The 20,624-nt window shown below is 64.6% G+C and carries 16 protein-coding genes; 10 read left to right on the forward strand and 6 right to left on the reverse strand.

The genetic code is table 11. The annotated features are described in order from the left end of the window. Nucleotides 1-169: 169 nt before the first annotated feature. Nucleotides 170-1,375: a DUF2865 domain-containing protein gene (locus tag G572_RS0104125; protein ID WP_029057394.1), complete on the forward strand. Its 1,206-nt coding sequence runs from the start codon at nucleotides 170-172 to the stop codon at nucleotides 1,373-1,375. Here G572_RS0104125 and gltX read toward each other — a convergent pair. From gltX to G572_RS0104155, 6 genes are all read right to left on the reverse strand, one after another. Next, nucleotides 1,338-2,699, reverse strand: a complete 1,362-nt coding sequence (gene gltX / locus G572_RS0104130) for a glutamate--tRNA ligase (protein ID WP_029057395.1) — start codon at nucleotides 2,697-2,699, stop codon at nucleotides 1,338-1,340. The two genes, G572_RS0104125 and gltX, sit on opposite strands and share 38 nt — an antisense overlap. Before the next feature lie 9 nt (nucleotides 2,700-2,708). Continuing rightward, nucleotides 2,709-3,965, reverse strand: coding sequence for an MFS transporter (locus G572_RS0104135; RefSeq protein ID WP_029057396.1), 1,257 nt, complete (start codon nucleotides 3,963-3,965; stop codon nucleotides 2,709-2,711). Between the two features lie 65 nt (nucleotides 3,966-4,030). Further along, on the reverse strand, nucleotides 4,031-5,719 hold the full coding sequence (locus G572_RS0104140; RefSeq protein WP_029057397.1) for an NAD+ synthase: 1,689 nt from the start codon (nucleotides 5,717-5,719) through the stop codon (nucleotides 4,031-4,033). 102 nt (nucleotides 5,720-5,821) lie between these two features. Continuing rightward, nucleotides 5,822-6,328: a response regulator gene (locus G572_RS22420; protein ID WP_051241570.1), complete on the reverse strand. Its 507-nt coding sequence runs from the start codon at nucleotides 6,326-6,328 to the stop codon at nucleotides 5,822-5,824. Nucleotides 6,329-6,557: 229 nt separating this feature from the next. Continuing rightward, a complete protein-coding gene (locus G572_RS0104150; RefSeq protein ID WP_029057398.1) occupies nucleotides 6,558-7,940 on the reverse strand; it encodes a class II 3-deoxy-7-phosphoheptulonate synthase in 1,383 nt (460 codons plus the stop codon). A 270-nt stretch (nucleotides 7,941-8,210) separates the two neighbouring features. After that, on the reverse strand, nucleotides 8,211-11,480 hold the full coding sequence (locus tag G572_RS0104155; RefSeq protein WP_029057399.1) for an AsmA-like C-terminal domain-containing protein: 3,270 nt from the start codon (nucleotides 11,478-11,480) through the stop codon (nucleotides 8,211-8,213). Between the two features lie 199 nt (nucleotides 11,481-11,679). On the opposite strand from G572_RS0104155, the gene G572_RS0104160 reads away from it, so the two are divergent. From G572_RS0104160 to G572_RS0104200, 9 genes are all read left to right on the forward strand, one after another. Continuing rightward, nucleotides 11,680-12,150: a peroxiredoxin gene (locus G572_RS0104160; protein ID WP_029057400.1), complete on the forward strand. Its 471-nt coding sequence runs from the start codon at nucleotides 11,680-11,682 to the stop codon at nucleotides 12,148-12,150. An 82-nt stretch (nucleotides 12,151-12,232) separates the two neighbouring features. Then, on the forward strand, nucleotides 12,233-13,084 hold the full coding sequence (locus G572_RS0104165) for a ferritin-like domain-containing protein (RefSeq protein WP_245566145.1): 852 nt from the start codon (nucleotides 12,233-12,235) through the stop codon (nucleotides 13,082-13,084). 138 nt (nucleotides 13,085-13,222) lie between these two features. Continuing rightward, entirely contained in the window at nucleotides 13,223-14,572 is a 1,350-nt protein-coding gene (locus G572_RS0104170) for a peptidoglycan DD-metalloendopeptidase family protein (RefSeq protein ID WP_037545269.1), read from the forward strand. 184 nt (nucleotides 14,573-14,756) lie between these two features. Then, nucleotides 14,757-15,620 (forward strand): phosphonate ABC transporter ATP-binding protein, encoded by an 864-nt coding sequence (gene phnC / locus G572_RS22425; protein WP_084649861.1) that lies wholly within the window; start codon nucleotides 14,757-14,759, stop codon nucleotides 15,618-15,620. A 43-nt stretch (nucleotides 15,621-15,663) separates the two neighbouring features. After that, complete coding sequence (phnD, locus tag G572_RS0104180; RefSeq protein WP_029057403.1) at nucleotides 15,664-16,668, forward strand: phosphonate ABC transporter substrate-binding protein; 1,005 nt, start codon at nucleotides 15,664-15,666, stop codon at nucleotides 16,666-16,668. 102 nt (nucleotides 16,669-16,770) lie between these two features. Then, nucleotides 16,771-17,604 (forward strand): phosphonate ABC transporter, permease protein PhnE, encoded by an 834-nt coding sequence (phnE, locus tag G572_RS0104185; RefSeq protein WP_029057404.1) that lies wholly within the window; start codon nucleotides 16,771-16,773, stop codon nucleotides 17,602-17,604. A gap of 145 nt (nucleotides 17,605-17,749) precedes the next feature. After that, nucleotides 17,750-18,634 carry an ATP-grasp fold amidoligase family protein gene (locus G572_RS22430; protein WP_051241572.1) on the forward strand — a complete coding sequence of 295 codons (885 nt, stop codon included), beginning with the start codon at nucleotides 17,750-17,752 and terminating at the stop codon, nucleotides 18,632-18,634. A 149-nt stretch (nucleotides 18,635-18,783) separates the two neighbouring features. Beyond that, nucleotides 18,784-19,650 (forward strand): ATP-grasp fold amidoligase family protein, encoded by an 867-nt coding sequence (locus G572_RS22435; RefSeq protein WP_051241574.1) that lies wholly within the window; start codon nucleotides 18,784-18,786, stop codon nucleotides 19,648-19,650. Beyond that, nucleotides 19,647-20,561, forward strand: coding sequence for an ATP-grasp fold amidoligase family protein (locus tag G572_RS0104200; protein ID WP_029057405.1), 915 nt, complete (start codon nucleotides 19,647-19,649; stop codon nucleotides 20,559-20,561). Before G572_RS22435 ends, G572_RS0104200 begins: the two co-directional genes overlap by 4 nt. Nucleotides 20,562-20,624 lie beyond the last annotated feature (63 nt).

Below are 20,624 nucleotides of genomic sequence, written 5' to 3' on the forward strand. Positions count from 1 at the left end.
CCATTAGGCCGGAATTTACTAAAATCCGAGGCTTTTGTTGTGCCGCCCCCGGACTTGTGCCGATAGTTAGGCGTGGAAGATCCCCATAAGGGGACCCACGGCGCACCCAAAGCGCCGACAACGGGATGGCAGGCACGACACCGAACGTGCCGTAGCGAACGGATCAGGCATGACGGGACCGTATGCATTCGCACGCAACGCGGGCCTTGCCGTTTTGGCAGGCGCGGCGCTGTTTCTTGCCGCAACTCCGGGCCAGGCCGCGAGTTGCAATGCGCTTCGTTCCGAGCTCTCCCGCGTTTCAGCCGGCGGCGCGCAATCGCCGGAATACCGCAAATGGTCAAAGGCCGCTCAGCAGCAAAAGGCCGCACTCGGGCTTGCCCAACGCGATGCACGGCATCTGGGATGTTCCGGCGCCGGAGCGGCCGGCGCGTGCAAGGCGCTGAACAGCAAGATCAAGCGCATGCGTGCCAATCTTGCCAAGATAGAACGCCAGCGCGATCGTCGTGCGCGCCCCGACCAGACCCGCCGCAAGAAACAGCTCGAGCGCACGCTCGCAAGCCAGGGCTGCGGCCAGCCGCGCGAGGCGAGAAGCGGCGGCGGTCTGCTCGCTCTCTTCGGCATAGGCCGCCGGGACGACGCCGGCAACACCACGGCACATGCGTCCCCGGCCGCACCTGCGAGGCGGTCTTCGGTGACGATCACGAGCGCCGCGCCCGATTTCACCACGAGCCGTCCCTCCGGCCCGACCTATCGCACGATGTGCGTGCGCACCTGCGACGGCTTCTATTTTCCTGTGAGTTTTTCAACCGGCAGCGAGGGCTTCGGCCGCGATACGGCCATCTGCCGGTCGATGTGCCCGGGCGCCGAGGCGCAGCTCTTCGTGCATCGCAATCCCGGCGAGACGGTCGACAATCTGGTCAGCGTCGACGGTCTTCCCTACACGGATCTACCCAATGCCTACCGCTTTCGCGAAACCTATGTCTCGGAATGCGGTTGCCAGCCGAAGCCGGGCACGCGCCAGAGCATGGCGAGCCTGATCCGCAGCGGCGACGCGGTTGCCGTGGACAGTCTGCGCAACACGCAGGCATCCGGCGGACTGGGAATCGACGCATTGCGAGACACGCTCGCCACCCCCGTGGCGCCGAGGGCGTCCGTTCCCGACGGTGCCGATCCCGACACACGAATGAATGTGGAACTCGGTTTCGCCCCCCAACCGGCCGCCATGCGGCTGCCGGTTCTGGGCGGCGCCGCTGCGGAAACCGCACCGAAGGCGGCCGCCGCGTCGCAAGAAAACGACACGCGCGCCACCCCGGCCGAGGTTCAGCCCAAGCAGAATGTCAGGGTAGTCGGGCCACGCTATTTCGTCGCCCAATAAGCGGCAGCAACGCTTTCATGTCGGGACCGTGTGCCTCGCCGGTGAGCGCCTTGCGCAACGGCAGGAACAGCCCCTTGCCCTTGCGCCCGGTCTCCGCCTTCAGCGCCCCGGTCCACGCCCCCCAGGTGGTGTCGTCCCAGGGCTCTTTTGGAAGCAGTTCCGCCGCGCGGGCGAGATAGCCGGCGTCTTCCGGCGCGACCGGCAGCGGCTGCGGATCGTTGACGGCGCGCCACCAGCGCGCGGCATCGCCGACGGTCTCACAATTCTCGCGCACCGCCTCCCAGAAGCCCGCTCCACCGGCGATACCCAACGCCTGAAGGCGATCCGCCACGGCGTCGAAGGGCAGCCTGTGCACCAGGCGAGCGTTGAGCGGACGCAAGTCCTCGGGATTGAACTTGGCGGCCGAGCGCGAAACATCGGCGAGCGACACCATCTCGGCCAGCGCCGCCATCGTGTCCGCCGGCTCGATTGAATGGCTGGTGCCGCTCAGGACCGCAAGCGAGGCGACCGCCATCGGCTCGAAGCCCGCCTCGCGCAAGGAGCGCAGGGAGAGCGCGCCCTTGCGCTTCGACAGCCCCTCGCCCGACACGGTGGTCAGCAGGTTGTGATGGGCGAAGACAGGCGGGGCCGCATCGAGCGCCTTGAAGATCGCAAGCTGCACCGCCGTGTTGGCCACATGGTCCTCGCCCCGGATCACATGGGTGATGCCCGACGCGATGTCGTCGACGATCGAGGGGAGCGTATAGAGATAGCTGCCGTCAGCGCGGATCAGGACCGGGTCGGAGAGCGAGGCAAGGTCGATGGTCTGCTCACCGCGACACAGGTCCGACCAGCTGACGTCGGCTCGACGCGTGACAAAGGGATCGCCGTCGTGATTGGGCAGCAGGAACCGCCAATGCGGCTGGCGCCCCTCGGCTTCAAGGGCGGATCGCTCTGCATCCGTGAGTTTCAGCGCCGCACGATCATAGATCGGCGGACGTCCGAGCGCGCGCGCGCGTCCACGGCGGCGCTCCAGTTCCTCCGCCGTCTCGTAACAGGGATAGAGAAGCCCTGCGGCACGCAGCTTTTCGGCCGCTGCGTCATATTGCGCAATTCGCTCCGACTGACGGAAGCTCTCGTGCGGGCGGATGCCGAGCCAGGCGAGATCCTCGCCGATCGCGTCGGCGAACTCGGCGGTCGAGCGGTCGCGGTCGGTGTCGTCGTAGCGCAGTACGAACCGTCCGCCTTCACGCAGTGCGAAGAGCCAGTTCATCAGCGCCGGACGGGCATTGCCGATGTGGAGAAAACCTGTCGGCGAGGGAGCAAATCTAACTGTTACGGTCATGCGCCTGTCTTAGGGTGTGGGTGATCGCTCGGCAATACCGGGCGTGCCCGCCGCCTCGGATCGGCGACGAACGCGGATGGAGACGACCGCCATCGCGATTGCCGTGACAAAACAATAGGCCGCCATGGCCAGGATCTGCGTTTCATAGGCGACGCCGAGATCGATGAGCGTGCCGGTCAGCCCGGGACCGATGGCGGAAGCCAGCACCATCATCGCAACGGTCACGGAGCGAACCGCGCCCAGATGACGCGTGCCGTATATCTCCGGCCAGAGCGACCCGAAGAGGGTGGAACTGAACCCGTAGCTGACACCCAGAAGCGCCATGAACCCAAAGGCCGCCCAGGGAGCCGTCACCGTGGCGAGCAACACGCAGGCCGCGCCGAGCGGCAGCAGGAACACCGGCAGGATCCGGACCGCCGTGACCTTGTCGATCAGCCAGCCGGCAAGCAACGCGCAGGTGATGGTCATCGACGACATGGCGACAAAGGCGGAGGCAAACAGCTCCATCGTCCAGCCGCGCAGCTCCACCAGATAGACCTGGTTGAAGAAAATCGTGGTGCCGATGAAGGGAGGCGCAAGCGTGCCGGCGGAAATGACCCAGAACGCGGGATCGCGAAGAACCTCGCGCCGGGTCCAGTGTCGCAGGATCTTCGGGCCGTCGTCGGGCGAGGCCTGCCCCCGGGGAATGCGTTCCACCTTCAAGAGCAATAGCAGCGCCGGCAGGGCAACCACGACAAGGGCGGCCGCGCCAAGCCACCAGGCGCCGCGCCAGCCGACCAACGCCGACACGGCAACGAAAGCGAGCGGCAAGGATGCCTCTCCGCACTGGATCCCAAGGGCTGCAATGGACACCGCCCGCCCCCGCTGCGCCGCATACCAGCGCCCCATCGCGGTCATCGCCACATGGGTCATCATGCCCTGCCCGAACAACCGCAGCCCGTAGAGCACCACGAAAAGCATCGCGACCGACGAAACGCTCGCCATGCCGACGGTAAACAGTGCCAATCCGCAAACGATCGCGGCCGACACCAGCGCGAGCGGCTGCGTGTCGACGACCTTGCCGATGACCGTCAAAGAGGCGGCCGACAGCAGCGTCGCGGCCATGTAGAGACCGCCGAACGCACCATGTGACAGACCGAACTCGCTCCGCAGGTCGCCGGCAACCAGCGAAATGAAGAACGTCTGGCCGAAGCTGGAAAAAAACGTCAGCAGCAGGCCGGCAAGGAGCCAGCGCAGGTTCTCTCGAACGAAGGTGAAATACGACATTGCACGGTCTTTCCGCACGAAAAGGCGCCGGGGCACCGCATGGCTTGCAAGACTCTGAAGTCCGCCTAGCTGCGGTCGCGGAACCGGTTGGTAATCGGATAGCGTCGGTCGCGGCCGAAATTCTTGCGGGTGATCTTCACCCCCGGCGCCGACTGACGCCGCTTGTACTCCGCGACATAGAGCAGATGTTCGATCCGGTGGATCAACGCACGGTCGTGCCCGCGCGCCTCGATATCGCCGACGGACATTTCGTATTCCACCAGGCATTCCAGAATGTCGTCGAGAACATCGTAGTCGGGAAGCGAATCCTGATCGGTCTGATTTTCCCGCAATTCGGCCGATGGAACCTTGGTAAGGATATTGGCCGGGATGACCTCGCCCTCCGGCCCGAGAAGGCCGTCCGGCCGGTTGGCGTTGCGCCAGGCCGCGAGATGATAGACCTGGGTCTTGTAGAGATCCTTGATCGGATTGAACCCGCCGTTCATGTCGCCATAGATCGTGGCATATCCAACCGACATCTCCGACTTGTTGCCGGTGGTGGCGACCATGTGGCCGAACTTGTTGGAAATCGCCATCAGGATCACGCCACGGGCGCGCGACTGGATGTTTTCCTCCGTCACGCCGCTCTCGGTCCCGTCAAAGAGCTCCGACAGGGCCGCCTGGAAACCTTCCACGGCCGGCGCGATGCCGACGGTGTCGTAGCGCAGCTTCAGGGCATCGGCACAAGCCTTTGCATCCGCGAGGCTTTCTTCCGATGTGTAGCGATAGGGAAGCATCACGCAATGCACCCGTTCCGGCCCGAGCGCATCCACGGCCATTGCGGCGACGATGGCGCTGTCGATACCGCCGGACAAACCGAGCACGACACCGGAAAAGCCGTTCTTTTCCACATAGTCCCGAAAACCCATGACGCAGGCACACCAGCGCGCGGCATCGGCATCGGGCAGCGCCGCAGCCGGACCGGCCGTGCAGATCCAGCTCCCGTCCCGCTCACGCTGCCAGTCGCTGACCTCCAGCGTCTCGGCGAATTCGGGCATCTGAAATGCAAGACTGCGGTCGGCCTGAAGCGCGAAGGACGCTCCGTCGAACACCAGTTCGTCCTGTCCGCCGACCTGATTGCAATAAACCAGCGGCAGGCCCGTTTCCACGACGCGCGACACCATGACCTGCAACCGGACGTCCGGCTTTCCCGCGTAAAACGGCGATCCGTTCGGCACCAGCAACAGCTCGGCACCGGTTTCCGCCAGACACTCGCAGACCTCGTCCGACCACGCGTCCTCGCAGACCGGAATGCCGAGGCGAATACCGCGAAACCCGACCGGCCCGGGCAACGGCCCCGGCTGAAAAACGCGCTTTTCGTCAAACTCGCCGTAGTTCGGCAGGTCCACCTTGAACCGGACCCCCTCGATTCGCCCGCCATCAACCAGGGCCACGGCGTTGTGCAGCTTGTCCCCCTCGCGCCAGGGCAGACCGACGATGATCCCGGGGCCGCCATCGGCTGTGTCGGCGACAAGCGCATCGAGCGCGGCGCGACACGCGGAGACGAAGGCAGGCTTGAGGACAAGATCCTCCGGCGGATAGCCCGACAGGAACAATTCGGAAAACAGAACGAGGTCCGCGCCCGCGGCCGCCGCGCGGTCACGGCCCCGGCGCACAAGTTCCAGGTTGCCGGCGACGTCTCCCACCGTCGGATTGAACTGTGCAATGGCGAGGCGGAGCCGGTCGGAAAGCGCGGGCGTGGAAGGTTCTGTCATGGCTCCGGTTTAGCCCGGTCTCGAACCACGGTCCAGTGCCCAGGGCGGCCAACCTGACGGTCGAGCGGAACAGCGTGCGCGCACGCCTGACGATCGTCCGTCTTAAAGAAAAACCATTTCCTGCGCGGGCGGAACCGAGGGCATTGAAGGCCCCGGCGGCGGCCCGCCTCCCCGTGGCGCCGGGCCGAAGAAGGTACCGTGCCGGACGAAGGGCCGGTGTTCGGTCAACACCCGGTAGAGACGCTCGTAAAGCATTGCCGGCGACACGGGCTTGGCGATAAACTCGTGGATGCCCAGCTCGAGCGCGCGGAGGATCACCGGCTTGCGCGCATCCGCGCTGACCATGATCACGGGCGTCGTCGCGACGAGTTCGTCGGAATCGCCGCGCAGGATGGACAGGAATTCGCTTCCCGACAGCGGCGCCATCACCCAGTCGCAGATCACCACGTCGGGTTTTCGGTCGACCAGCACGGCCAGTCCATCGGATCCGTCGCCTGCCTCGAATATCCGGCGCGCCCCGAACCCGTTCAAGATCGCGCGAAAAAGCGCGCGCATATGGGTGTTGTCGTCAATTACAAGGATCGACACATCCGAAAGGTCAATTTGCATGCCGTCTCGGTCCCCTCCCGATTGGCGTTGGAAAACCTAATACAAAAAAGCCTCAATATTTCCTTTAAGAAAAAACGGTTTCGGCCGGCAGGGCCACCGGTTCACGCAAATGTGACCTTCTGCGGTGCTGATCCGCAACGGGATCGCGCGCCGGGGCTCCGGCGCAACGGGCGAACGGCCGGCGGGACCGGCCGTTCGAGAACAGCGTCGAAAACGCGCCGTATCCGCGTCAGCTGGCCGCGGCCTGGCGCTCCGCCGAACGGGCATCGCGCTCCTTGCGAACGTTTTCCGCCACGAGAAACGCGAGCTCGATTGCCTGTTCCGCATTGAGGCGCGGATCGCAGTAGGTGTGATAGCGGTCGGCCAGGTCCTCGGCGGTCAAAGCGCGGGCGCCGCCGGTGCACTCGGTGACATTGTTGCCGGTCATCTCGACGTGGATCCCGCCGGCGTAGGTGCCTTCGGCGCGATGCACCGCAAAGAAGACCTCCACCTCGCGCAGGATGCGGTCGAAGGGCCGCGTCTTGTAGCCGTTCGCGGTGATCGTGTTGCCATGCATGGGATCGCAGGACCACACGACCTTGCGCCCCTCGCGCTCCACCGCCCGCACAAGCGCCGGCAGGTGCTCGAACACCTTGTCGGCGCCGAAGCGGCAGATCAACGTCAGCCTGCCCGCCTGGTTGTCGGGATTCAGCGTGTCGATCAGTTCCAGCAGACCGTCCGGCGTCAGGCTCGGACCGCACTTCAGGCCGATCGGATTCTTGATGCCACGGAAGAACTCCACATGGGCGTGATCGGGCTGGCGCGTGCGGTCGCCGATCCACAGCATGTGGCCGGAGGTCGCGTACCAGTCGCCCGAGGTGCTGTCGACACGCGTCAGCGCCTGCTCGTATCCGAGCAGGAGCGCCTCGTGGCTGGTGAAGAAATCCGTCGAGCGCAACTGCGGCGCGGTGTCGGGGTCGATGCCGCAGGCCCGCATGAAATCGAGGCTTTCCGAAATCCGGTCGGCCAGCACCTGATAGCGATGGCTTTGCGGGCTGTCCTTGACGAAGGAGAGCATCCAGCGATGGACATGGTCGAGATTGGCGAAACCGCCCTGGGCGAATGCCCGCAGCAGGTTCAGCGTCGCGGCGGACTGACGATAGGCCATGATCTGGCGCTGCGGATCCGGCTCGCGCGTTTCCGGCGTGAACTCGATGTCGTTGACGATGTCGCCCCGGTAGCTGGGCAGCTCGATGTCGCCCTTCTTTTCCATCGGAGAGGACCGCGGCTTGGCGAACTGGCCGGCAATGCGCCCGACCTTCACCACCGGCTGCGAGGAGGCGTAGGTCAGAACGACCGCCATCTGGAGGAAGACGCGGAAAAAATCGCGAATATGATCGGCATGGTGCTCGGCGAAGCTCTCGGCGCAATCGCCGCCCTGCAGAAGGAACCCGCGCCCTTCCGAAACGTCGGCGAGCTGATCGGTCAGCTTTCGCGCCTCACCTGCAAATACGAGCGGGGGAAAGTCGGAAAGACGGCCTTCGACCGCCGCAAGCGCCTCGGCGTCACGATAATCGGGAACCTGTACGACCGGTTTCGACCGCCAGCTGTCAGGTGTCCAGTTCTGCGCCATAGTTCCAACTCCCGCACAATTCCGCTATCGGCGTTCTGGTGAGGCGCCGATGCCCTGCTCCAACGATATTCGCAATGCGGCGCCACCAGTCGGCCGCATCAGACCGTCGGCGTCGGAAACGACACCGAAAGGCGGCCCGGCTTCGCCCCGGCAACGCCGCCAGCCCAGCCGGCTGGGGTTATACACGCCGCCACCCGGCGAGGCCACACCTAATGCCCACCGCATTCCGTTACGGAAGCCATCGGGACTGTGCGATCTGTTGCGGTGCTTTCAACGGTACTCGAAGATCTTCCGGAAGATGCCGGGAGCCATCGCCGAGGCCGGATTCACCGTCAACACCGGATCGGAAATCGGACCTGTCAGTTTGAAGGTCACGCCGATCAGCCCCTCGTCCGAGCCCCCGCCCAGCGCAAAGCCGAGGATCGGGATCTTGGCAAAGAGATTGTTGAGGGCAAAAACCGGAACGAAGGTGCCGGTCAGGTCCAGCAGACGGCTTTCCAGATCGACCTCACCGCTTACCGTTCCGCCGATGGTTGCGCCGGTCAGGGTGCCGTCGGTGATCGTCAGCCTGTCGCCCTGGCGCTGGAACACGAGATCGAGCGCGGTAAAGGATGCCTCGCCGCGCTGCGCCGACCCTGTGAGGCCGGCACGTCTCCGCCGGTCCGGGTCGGACATGTCCGGTGCACGCGCCAGCGCGCGGATCGCGGGATCCTCGGTTATGGAGAGCCGCTTGACCCTGAAACGGCCGTTCCAGGCGCCGTTCGACGGCATGGCGACCGACAGGGAGCCTTCTCCTCCGCGCATGCGTTCGTAAAGATTGGCAAACCGCAGCAGCGCGCCCGTGTCCTGCATCGACCCGGTCAGGACGCGGTCCGCCCCCTCCCCGGACATCGTCAGCTTGAACGGGGACTTCCCACCCGTCTGCCCGCTCAGCGACAGGGCCCGCATGTCTCCGCCGACACTGGACATGTTCAGCGAGAGATTGGCCACATTGACTCCGTTGAAGCCGGTCATCTGGTCGACCGTCGCCTGAATGCGAACCGCGCCGCCTTGTCCCTTTCTGGCTGCAGTCTTGCCATTCGCCAGATTGGCGAGCATTCCGCGCCCGTCGAAGCGCCGCGCACGCATCTCGGCCACGACTTGGTTTCCCCGCCTGGAAACCCGCAATGTGGCGTCATCGCTGGGGCGCAGCGCAAAGCGGGAGAACCGGGCGCTGGTGAAGCCCCCCTTCGCGTCGAGCGCTATCGTGCCCGCGATATCCACGCCTTCCGATGTCAGTTGGAAACCGCGCACCTCCCGGCCGCCCTCAACCTCTGCCAGCGTGAAGCTCGCCTTCGCGGAAACGCCCGGACTCTTGCTCCATCCGACCTGCGGCAGGCTGATTCGCGCGCGCGACAGGTCGATCTCGTAGCTCTGGCCGGAGGCGGTCTCGTTGGACGACAGGCGCATCTGACCGGAAACGAAATCGCGCAGATCAATGCCGCGATCGGCAAGCTGTTTCGCTGTGGCGTCGATCACCACGCCCTGGCGGGCTGCAACCGATGCTTCCCCGTCGTCGCCGATCGGAACGACCAGATCGATGTTTGCCGGCAGACCGTCGAGCTCCCCGCGCCCGGTCAGCGCGATGCGCCCCGGATCGACCTCGAACGACAGATCCGCGCGGCGCATCCTGTGACCGCGGATCGGCTTGGCATTGGAAAACCCCTCAAGCGCGCCCTCAAGCGCCCAGTCGACGTCTTCCAGCGGCACATCCTTTTCCAGCGCAAATCGGGCGGACAGCGAGAGCGATCCGCGACCGTCGAGGTCTACGGGCGCGATCTCGTTCTTTGACAGCACCTGGAAGGGCTCGCTGTCGAGGACGCCGCCAAGGGAGGCCGCGGGACCTGCAAGCGTCAAGGCGAGAACACCGGTCTTCACACCGCTCTTGCGCAGATCGGGGATCGAAAAATCGACGCTGCCGATGCTGAGCTGCTCGTCCGGCCGCACCACCATCATGCCCTGGCCGGAGGAAACGGTCAGGATCTCGTCCACCACCTGCAGACGCCCGGCGAGACCCTGGGCAACCGGCACCGTGCCAACGCTCTTCAGGCTCACATCGTCGAAGGCGATGTCGACGGACATCTCATCCCCCGACCAGCCGGGATCGGGATCGAGGTGATCGAAAGCCGGCGGTTCCAGGGCGACCGTGACATTGCCGCCGAGAACCCGCCCGTCGATCAGATGCTCGATCACCCAGGCGCGCGCGGGCGGCGCCACCGTGATCGGCCAGATCCGCTTCATTGTGGCAACAGGCATCGCACCGCTTGCCATGGCCAGTGCCAGATACGGACCGTCGGCGCCAAGCCGCAGCGACCCCGCACCATCAAGCTGGGCCGTTCCCGAACGCAGGGCGATAGTGTCGAAATGCAGCTCGCGCTGGGTGAGATCGGCGCGTCCCTCGACCATGAGAACGTTCATCGCGAAAGGCGGCCCCGGGACGTCGCTCGGTCCGATCCGGCCGTTTCGCGAAACGAGCTCGTAGGACCACAGCTCCTGCCATTCGCGCGGCGGCTCCACCGTCCCCTCGAAGGGCACGATCGTATTGCCGCGCACATAGGCGGACGGCGCCACGCGGAAACCGGGTCGGTCCGCCTCCCAGACGAGCTGAAGGTCGAACCGGTCGAAACTGACGACGGTCCGTCCGGTGTTGATCCATCCCGGCGAGACAGACACGCCGGCCCGGCTCGAAATGAAAGCACCATCGGCGTCGAGGCTGGTGTCGAAGCGCACGCGCACCGGAACGCCCAGTCCGCGCCCCGCGCGCATCTGGGTTTCGAGCGGCATGAACTCGCCGAGGGTGACATCCTGGATGTCGAGACCGAGCAACCGCTCCCCGGTGCCGGGATCGATGCTCCTGCGCAGGTTCGCGCGCCAACGCCCCATGCGTCCGGCGACGTCCGCCTCCATCTGCAACGTGTCGCGGCCCTCCCGCCGCAGCACCGCGTCGATGCCGCTGGTCCTGTAGGTCTGCCCGGCATGGGCAACAACCTCCCCTGACACGACCTCGATCCGCTGGATGCCGCGCGCGGAGAGCTGCGCAAGCGCGAGCCGAGCGAGCCTGTCTCCGGTCTCGGCAAGCGCCGACATGTCGGGAATGTCGCTCGGCGTCGTTCCTGTCGGCTGGATTTGCAGTTTTGGCTGCTCCAGCACCACCTCATCCAGAACCACCTCGCCGCGCAATGCCGCCGACACCTCGAGCGGCGCCGAAATTCGCGGCAGGATCAGCGTGACGGGGCTTTCTCCCGGCATCTCGATGGCCGCGTTTTCAAGCTCGATACGAACCGGCAGCCCGCGCGACAGATCCACTGTGGCAATGCCGATCGTCAACTGGGCCTCATCGGTGGACACCTGCTCCTCGATGACACGCGCAAGTTGCGGCACCGACACCGGCCCTTGCGCGAGATAAACCGCCACTCCCGCAATCGAGACGAGCATGATCACAAGCAGGGCGGCCGCAGGCGCAACCCACCGGCCGCGACGCCGGCGCAACGTCACGCGCAAGGGTTTATCGCGGCGGATCAACCTTCTATACAGGGGTCTGGTCCTTGTTCGAGGCGGGCATTAATGGCGCGATTCGCGCAGAACATATTACTGCATGCGGCCGATCGAATGCGCTTTGCGGCCGCCTGCATCCGCTTTCATGGCGACCGCGTAACAGTTTGACAGTTGTTTCCTCCACTCGTGACGAAAGGAAGGCAATATGAGCGAAATTGCGACCGGGAACCCGGCTCCCGACTTCGATCTGGAAACCGACGGCGGCGGGCGCGTCAGCCTGTCCGGCCTGAGGGGGAGCAAGGTGGTGCTCTATTTTTATCCAAAGGACGACACGCCCGGCTGCACCAAGGAAGCCATTGCCTTCACCGGTCTCGGCGACGACTTCAAGGCCGCCGGCGCGACAGTCGTCGGCGTCTCGCCCGACACAGCCGCAAAGCACGACAAGTTCAAGGCGAAACACGACCTCGGCGTGATCCTCGCCGCCGACACCGGGACCGAAGTCGCGGCCGCCTATGGTGTCTGGGTCGAAAAGAACATGTACGGAAAGAAGTACATGGGCGTCGAACGCGCCACATTCCTGATCGATGGCGAAGGAAAGATCGCCAACATCTGGCGCAAGGTGAAGGTGCCTGGCCACGCCGATGCCGTCCTCGACGCCGTCAAGGCCCTCGATTGACCTGCGTCGCGGAAGCCTGCGCACGGCACCTCCGCGACGCCTCGTCCTGCCAACCGTCCCCTACCGAGCCACTGGAGCCCGCTTGCGAATTTCCCCCACGCGACAGACGTCTCTCGACGCCGCCCCCGCCTCGCTTGCCGAGGGCGCGCGCCGCATCGTCGGCACCGCCGACCTTGACGAGAAGGTCCGGCTGTCGCACGCCACCGCCAGGAGCTGGTTCGCCCGCGCCCTCTCCTTGCGCGAGCGAACCGGCGGTCAGCCGATGCCGGCCCAGCCCGGACGCCCGGACACGCCGGTTCTTCTGCCGCCCAGGGACATGCCCAAGCGCGCCGTCGGCGGCCAGGCCGGCCGGATCGCCTTGCTGCATTCGCTCGCGCATATCGAGCTGAATGCCGTTGACCTCACCTGGGATCTTGTCGGCCGTTTCGCAGGCCACCGCGTTCCACGCTCCTTTTTCGACGATTGGGTGCGCGTCGGACTGGAGGAGGCAAAGCACTTCTCCTTGCTGCGCAAGCGCCTTGCCGACGTCGGTTCCGCTTACGGGGCCCTGCCGGCCCATCATGGCCTCTGGGAGGCAGCCGAAAGCACCGGAAACGACCTCACGGCGCGTCTGGCGGTGATCCCACTGGTGCTGGAAGCGCGCGGCCTCGACATTTCGCCGAACATGATCGCCAAGGCCCGCAAGACCGGCGACGGGGAAACCGCCGACATCCTCGAAATCATCTACCGCGACGAAAAACGTCACGTCGCTTTCGGTGCAAAATGGTTCCGCTTCCTGTGCGACCGCGAGCGCACCGATCCGGAGGCCCGGTTTCAGGACCTTGTGCGCCGGCACTTCAAGGGCGGGCTCAAGCCGCCGTTCAACGATCGGGCCCGTGCGGAGGCCGGATTGACGCCGGGGTTCTATCGCCCGCTGGTCCGCCTGACCGGGTGACGTCCGTCCCGGCAGGGCCAAAAAGACCGTTTGAGCGTCTAACCCTTAGCATTTGTTAACCTTAATCATCTCTAATCGATTCCAAGGATATCCGGTCGAGTGTGTGATCGGAAACGTCAGGAATGGGTCCGGAGAGTGATGACAGGACACGCAGCAAACGGACAGAAGGTGTTCGGAAAACGCAAGGAACCCCATCGGGTTATCATCGCCAAGGGCGATCACGTGCGCAGTTTCACGATATCGCCCTGGATCGCCGGTGCAGCCACCGCCATCGGCGTCATGCTTGCAGTCGGCTATGTCGGCGCGACCGCCTATCTCGTTCTGCGCGACGACATCATACACTCCTCGGCCGAACGCCAGGCGCAGATGCAGCTCTCCTACGAAGACCGCATCGCATCGCTTCGCTCGCGCATCGACCAGTTGACCAGCCGCAGCGTCCTGGAGCGCCAGAGCCTGGAAGCGCAGCTTGAAGGCGTCGTCGCGCGTCAGCAAAACCTCGACACCCGTCAGTCGCGTGTCGCCGCGCTCCTGCAAAAAGCAGCCGCAAGCGGTATCCGCGTGGCGGTCGGCGGCCCGGTCCCGCAAACCAAGCCCGATGTGGCCGATCCGCTCCTGGCGCTTGACGCGGAACTGACCGGAACCGGCATCGGCGGAACGCCGGAACCGATCGCCATCACGCCGGAGCTCAATCTGCGCGGATCGCAGAGCGAGACCCCCGCCGCAACCGTCAACCGCCCCGCAGCCGCACCGGCACACCAGGCCGCGCTCGACGGCAAGACGACGCTGATCGAAACAGTAAACGGAAACCTGCAGCGCATGGACAGGGAAGCCCATCTGGCCCTGGACGTGATTGCGGTGACTGCCGAACGCGATGCCGAACGGATTTCCGAGACCGTTGACAAGCTCGGCTTGCAACTGGCAGCCGCCGCCCCTCCCCAGAGCGATGCGCCGGCAAAGGCGAGCGGCGGGCCGTATGTACCGCTTGGCGCCACCGACTTCGACGCCCGCCTGGAACGGGCGGAGCGCGCACTCGCGGCGCTCGACACGCTGAAGACGGCCGCGCGCGGCATTCCCTTCGACAGGCCGGTCGCCGGCGCGCCCGTTTCCTCCTCCTTCGGTCCCCGCCTCGATCCCTTCCTGGGGCGCATGGCGATGCACACCGGAACCGACTTCAAGGCGCCGCGCGGTGCCAGCATTCGCGCTCCGGGCCCGGGCACCGTGGTCTTTTCCGGGCGCAACGGCGGCTACGGAAAATCCGTCGAGATCGAACATCCGAGCGGCGTGGTCACCCGGTTTGCCCACATGAGCCGGATCCTGGTGAAGAAGGGGCAGACGGTAACCGCGCGCGAACCGATCGGGCGCGTCGGTTCGACAGGACGCTCGACGGGGCCGCACCTTCATTACGAGGTGCGCATGGACGACCGGCCGATGAATCCGACACGCTTCATGGACGCCGGTGAGCGGATCAAGCCCCTCCTGGAAAACTGACCGCCCCACAAGACTGACACATCAACGGCGCCCAATGGGCGCCGTTTTTCGTTTGCAGGCCCCGCGCGCCCCGCATCGCCCCCTCGCCAGTGTGCCATCGAGCGTTATCCCCCGGCATGCCCGCTACTGTCATGTAGCTGCAACACTCCTTGCGTACCTCCGCATCGCAAGGAGTACACAGCACATGCCAGCAATCGAAACCCGCTTCGTCTCAAAAGCGTTCGAGCGCAACAAGCCGGTTCTCAACGATGTTTCGCTTTCGATCCAGGACGGCGAAATGGTCGCGCTCATCGGCGCCTCCGGCTCCGGAAAGTCGACGCTTCTGCGCCTGATTTCCGGACTGGAAACCATAGACCGTGGCGACGCGCGCGCCATCTGCCTGCTTGACCGCACGGTCCAGGCCGACGGCGGGCGAACGGCCGAGGCCCGTCGCATCCGCCGGGACGTGGGGGTGATTTTCCAGCAGTTCAATCTGGTCAACCGCCTCAGCGTATTGCGCAACGTACTCGCCGGCCGTCTGGGCAAGACCCCGTTCTGGCGTGGCACGCTGGGCCTCTTTACCCGCGCGGACCGCATTCGTGCGCTTCAGGCGCTCGAGCGGGTCGGCATCATCGACTTCGCCCACCGCCGCGCCTCGCGCCTGTCCGGCGGCCAGCAACAACGCGCCGCCATCGCACGCGCCCTCACGCAGGAAGCCCGCGTGATCCTTGCCGACGAGCCGATCGCCTCGCTGGACCCGGCGTCTGCGGACAAGGTGATGGAGACCCTCGCGCGCATCAACCGCGAGGACGGTGTGACGGTGGTGGTGTCGCTGCACCAGATCGATCACGCCTTTCGCCATTGCCGGCGGATCATCGCGCTGAAGCAGGGAACGCTGGTTTACGACGGCCCGGTCGGCGGCATCAGCCGTGCCGATCTCGCAACCCTTTACGACAGCGAAACGCTGTCGACCCCGGACATGCCTTCCGGCCCGAGACGGGTCGGGCATGGCGGCGCGGCGCCGGAAGCCGCACCGAAAGTGGCCGCCCTTGCGGTGGCAAACGCGTGAGCCGCAGTGGCGCGCGACCAACAGGTCAATCAGGAGATCTCCCATGTTGAACAAAGTCCTTGTGGCGGCTGCATTCGCGCTGTCCGCAACCGGCATCGCCCAGGCTGAAGACAAGGGCGCCATGCCCGAAACCATCAATTTCGGCATTATCTCCACCGAAAGCGCGTCGGTGCTGGAAAAGAACTTCCAGCCGTTCCTGGATGACATGGCGGCCTCGCTCGGCGCCAAGGTCAAACCGTTCTTCGCGTCCGACTACGCGGGCGTTATCGCCGGCATGGGCGCAAAGCAGGTCGATGTCGCCTGGTTCGGCAACAAGTCGGCCATCCAGGCGGTGGACAAGGCCGGCGGCGAAGTCTTCGCCCAGACCATCAAGGACGACGGCTCGCGCGGCTACTACTCGCTCCTGATCACCCAGAAGGACAGCCCGCTGGACTCGCTCGACGACGTTCTGAAATGCGACAAGACGCTGACCTTCGGCAACGGCGATCCCAACTCGACCTCCGGCTTCGCCATCCCCGGCTATTACGTCTGGGCGCTGAACGGAAAGACGCCGGAAGAGTGCTTCGCCCGCGTGACCTCCGCCAATCATGAAGGCAATGCGCTCGCCGTTGCCGCCGGCCAGGTCGACGTTGCAACCAACAACACCGAATCCATCTACGCCCGCCTCGCCAAGTCCAATCCGGACGCCGCCGCACAGGTCAAGGAAATCTGGCGCTCGCCGCTGATCCCCTCCGACCCGATGGTCTGGCGCGCCGATCTGCCGTCCGCCGCAAAGGAGAAGCTCTACTATTTCTTCATGCAGTACGGCCGCTTTGGTGACCTGGAAAAGGTCGAGCGCGAGCGCGCTATTCTGGCCAACCTGTCCGACGGCTGGGGCCCGTTCCTCGCCTCCTCCAACGCACAGCTGCTCGACGTGCGCCAGATCGAGGCCTTCAAGGCCAAGCTGAAGGCCGAAGCCGCCGAGGACGCCGATGCAATCGAGGCCGCCGACGCGCTGCTCGCCGACCTGGCCAAGCAGGCCGAGGTTGTCGGCAAGGGCGGTTACTGAGCCTGAACGAACCGGCGACCGGCATCATGCCGGTGCCGGACACCGGAACTGCCGGGCCGCGGGAGATCCCGCGGCCCGTCTGCCAACAGGAAGGATGAGACGATGACTGCCGAAACCGGGCACCTGGGCGCCGAGGCGGCCCTATCGGAAGCCGTGCGCGCGCAGATGCAACCACGCTGGTCGAACCTGCTGCGCCTGGCCGCCATCACCGGCGTGATCGTGATCCTGTTGGCCCTGTCGTATTATCCGGCGGAAATCAACAACTGGACGCGCCTGTTCACCGGGAACGACTTTCTCTACGGGATGGTCGGCCAGTTTCTCGATCCGAACTTCAACGACCTCGACCTGTATCTCCGCAAGATGCTGGAAACGGTCCAGATCGCCCTGTGGGGCACCGTCCTGTCGGTCATTTTCGGCGCGCCGCTTGCCCTTCTCGCGTCCAGCAACATTGCCCCGGCCTGGGTCGTCTTCCCGATGCGCCGGCTGATGGATGCAAGCCGCGCCATCAACGACCTGGTGTTCGCGGTGCTGTTCGTCGCCGTCGTCGGGCTCGGCCCCCTGCCCGGCGTTCTGGCGATCTTCGTGCACAACCTCGGCATCATCTCCAAGCTGTTTTCGGAGGCGGTCGAGGCCATCGACGAACGGCCGGTGGAAGGCATTCGCACCACCGGCGCCGGCCGGATCCAGGAAATCGTCTACGGCGTGATCCCGCAGGTCATCCCGTTGTGGTCGAGCTTCTCGCTCTACCGCTTCGAGACCAACGTGCGCTCCGCCACCGTGCTCGGCATCGTCGGCGCGGGCGGCATCGGCTTCACCTTCAACGAGGCCTTCAAGGGGTTTCGGTTCGAGGAAGCGAGCGCGATCATCATCGTCATGGTGCTTACCGTGACCGTGATCGACATGATCTCCAGCCGCCTGCGCAAGATGCTGATCTAGCTTTCAGCCCCCTCGATCTCGCGGGGATCTGCCGGCAGCCGGCGAGCCGGCGGTCCCCTCGCGCAATTCTGCACATTGAAATCTTCGCGTGTGTCCGTCAGAAATTGGAGCCGATCCGGCCTCTGTTGTCTCGGCACAGCGAAAAATGCGACGCACCTCCCCCATCCTGTCGGCAACCCTCGACTGCCTGAGCGCCGTCGCACCGAAAACGCGGTTCTTCGACAAGCAGCTCTCGACCCTGCAGTTCCTCATCGCCCACGGCCGGCTGCCCGAGATGCGTCCCTTGCTGAACGACGCGCTTTTCCGCATCAAGACAAGCGACGAAATCCTGCGTCCCGAACGGGTGTTCACCTCCGACAAGGAACTGGCGAAGGAGTTCATCCGACAACGCATAGACGAAAGACACGTCGTTCCCTCGCTGGCAGTCCTGCGCAGCAAGCAAGAAATCCGCGACTTCACGTTTCCACAGCGGTGCGTGATCAAGCCGACCCACACCAGCGGCGACGTTGTCCTGCGACATGGCGGCGAGCGGGTCGACATGGCGAAAATCCTCGGCTGGATGGACAAGAACTATTACCGGAGCTGGCGGGAGGTGAACTACCGATACCTCGCCCCGAAAATCATCGTCGAACCATTCGTTTTCGATGCCGACACCGCCGACGACATGAAGATCTTCTGCTTCCGGGGCAAGGCAAGGGTCATCCACTGGGACTTCGATCGCGGGTCCGCGATCAGCCGCATGCTCTACACCCGCGACTGGCAACCGCTCGATGCATCGCTCAAGTACCCGGTGGCCACCAAGCAAAAGGCGCGCCCGGCAAATCTCGATGCCATGATCGAGGCGGCGGAATGCCTCGCCTCACCCTTCGATCTCGTTCGCATCGACATGTACACAAACGATGTGGATTTCCATGTCGGAGAAATCACGCATGTGGCAGGCAACGCCACCAACCCGTTCCTCCCCCCTTCGGCGGAAGAGCGGGTTTCGGCGCTGCTCTTCGTCGAGGACCCGCCCGGGACGCAGACATGAGGAGCCCCTGGCAGCCGCTGCCCAAACCCCCGGCACCCGCACCGGGCGCCGTATTCCGGCCGCTGGAGACACGGGGAAAATCTGGCGTTGCAACCGTGCGGAATTTCACCTAAAGCGCTCGCTTCGGGGTTGGAACCGGGCCGCATGCGATGATTGCCAAGTCTTTGATCGACATCATGATGAGGATCGCGCCCGAAACGCGCCCGTTCGACAAGGTCCTGTCGCATGCCCACTTCCTTGCGACACACGGCCGTCTGGCACGCCGGAAGAACTCGCTGAACGATGCCCTTCTTGCCCTCAAGACATCGGACGAGATCCTGTCCCCGCTTCGGGTCACGACGACCGACAAGGAGCTTGCCAAGGCCTATCTCCGTGGCTGCATCGACGCCGCTCACATCGTGCCGACCTTTGCCGTGCTGAAATCACGCGCGGAGATCGCTTCCTACGCCTTCCCGACACGCTGCGTGATCAAGCCGACCCACATGAGCGGCCAGGTCATCCGCCGACGCAACGGCGCCCCACTTGATCTCGAACGAATTTCACGGTGGCTGGACACGAATTACTACCGCGCCTGGCGCGAGGCGAACTACCGGCACTTGACCCCGAAGGTCATTGTCGAACCGTTCGTCTTCGACCAGGAGGATCCCTGCGAGGTAAAATTCTTTTGCTTCAAGGGAAAGGTCAAGATCATCAAATGGACCTATGACAAGAGCACCAGCCCGCACAGGATGCTCTACGAGCGCAACTGGACAGCGCTCGATGCATCCATGAACTATCCCGTCACGACCTTGAAAAAGGCCCGGCCGGCAAATCACGATGCCATGATCGCCGCGGTCGAGCAGGTGGCGGCCCCCTTCGGTCTCGTGCGTGTCGACGTTTACACCGATGGTGCCGACTTCTATCTCGGCGAAATCACGCATACCTCGAACAACGCAACCTTGAGATTCATCCCCCCTGGTTCGGAACGCCGGATATCGGCGATCATTTTCAACGAAGAAGGCGACCGCTGCGCATGACCTCCACAGCCATTCCCGAACCGGAGCCGGAGGACACGCGCATATTGCCACCGACAACCGGCCCCTTGTGGTCGATCCATCATTGGCTGAACGGGATCACACCCAAGACCCGGCGTTTCGACAGACTGATTTCCTGCCTGCAGTTCCGCCTCGCGCATGGTCGCTGGCCGGGACACCGGGCAACCTTGCAGGACGCATTGCTCGCCCTCAAGGTCGGCGACGAGATCCTCTCGCGGGACCGGGTGCGCACCACCGACAAGGAGCTCGCCAAGCACTTCATCGAGGAGCACGCCGGTCCAGGACTTGCCGTTCCGACCATCGCGGTGCTTCACAGCAAGAAGGAAGCGGCCGGCTACGCCTTTCCCTCGCGCTGCGTGATCAAACCGACCCATTCCAGCGGTTCGATCATCATTCGCCGCAACGGCGAAGCACTCAACTTGAACCGGATTCTGGGCTGGTTCGACCACAACTACTACCGGGTCTGGCGCGAAGCCAATTACCGGGACCTCCCCCCCAAGGTGATCGTCGAACCTGTTCTCTTCGATGCCGATCCGAACACCGAACTCAAGGTTTTCTGCTATCGCGGGCGCGTGAAATGCATCAAATGCTACCTCGGTGCGCCCGTGAACACGACATCGATGCTCTTCACCGCCGACTGGCAGCCGCTGCATGCGACCCTTGGAACGCCGGTCTCACCGGAGGTTCGCGCCAGACCCGAAATCCTGGAGCGGATCGTCGCGATTGCGGAAGCGCTGGCGGCCCCCTTCAGCCTGGTCCGCGTCGATTTCTACTGGCAGGGCACGGAGCTTTTCGTTGGGGAACTGACCCACATCGATCACAATGCGACCGGGCAGTTCTTCCCGCTCGAGGAAACAGACCGCATTTCCCGCATCATCCTCGAGCCAGCCTGACACGCAAAAACGGCGCCCGATAGGGCGCCGTTTTCTGACATTGTCGCCGATGAAGCGAAGCTG

This window comes from Stappia stellulata DSM 5886 (genome assembly GCF_000423705.1).
In the GTDB taxonomy this organism is placed as follows: Bacteria; Pseudomonadota; Alphaproteobacteria; order Rhizobiales; family Stappiaceae; genus Stappia; species Stappia stellulata.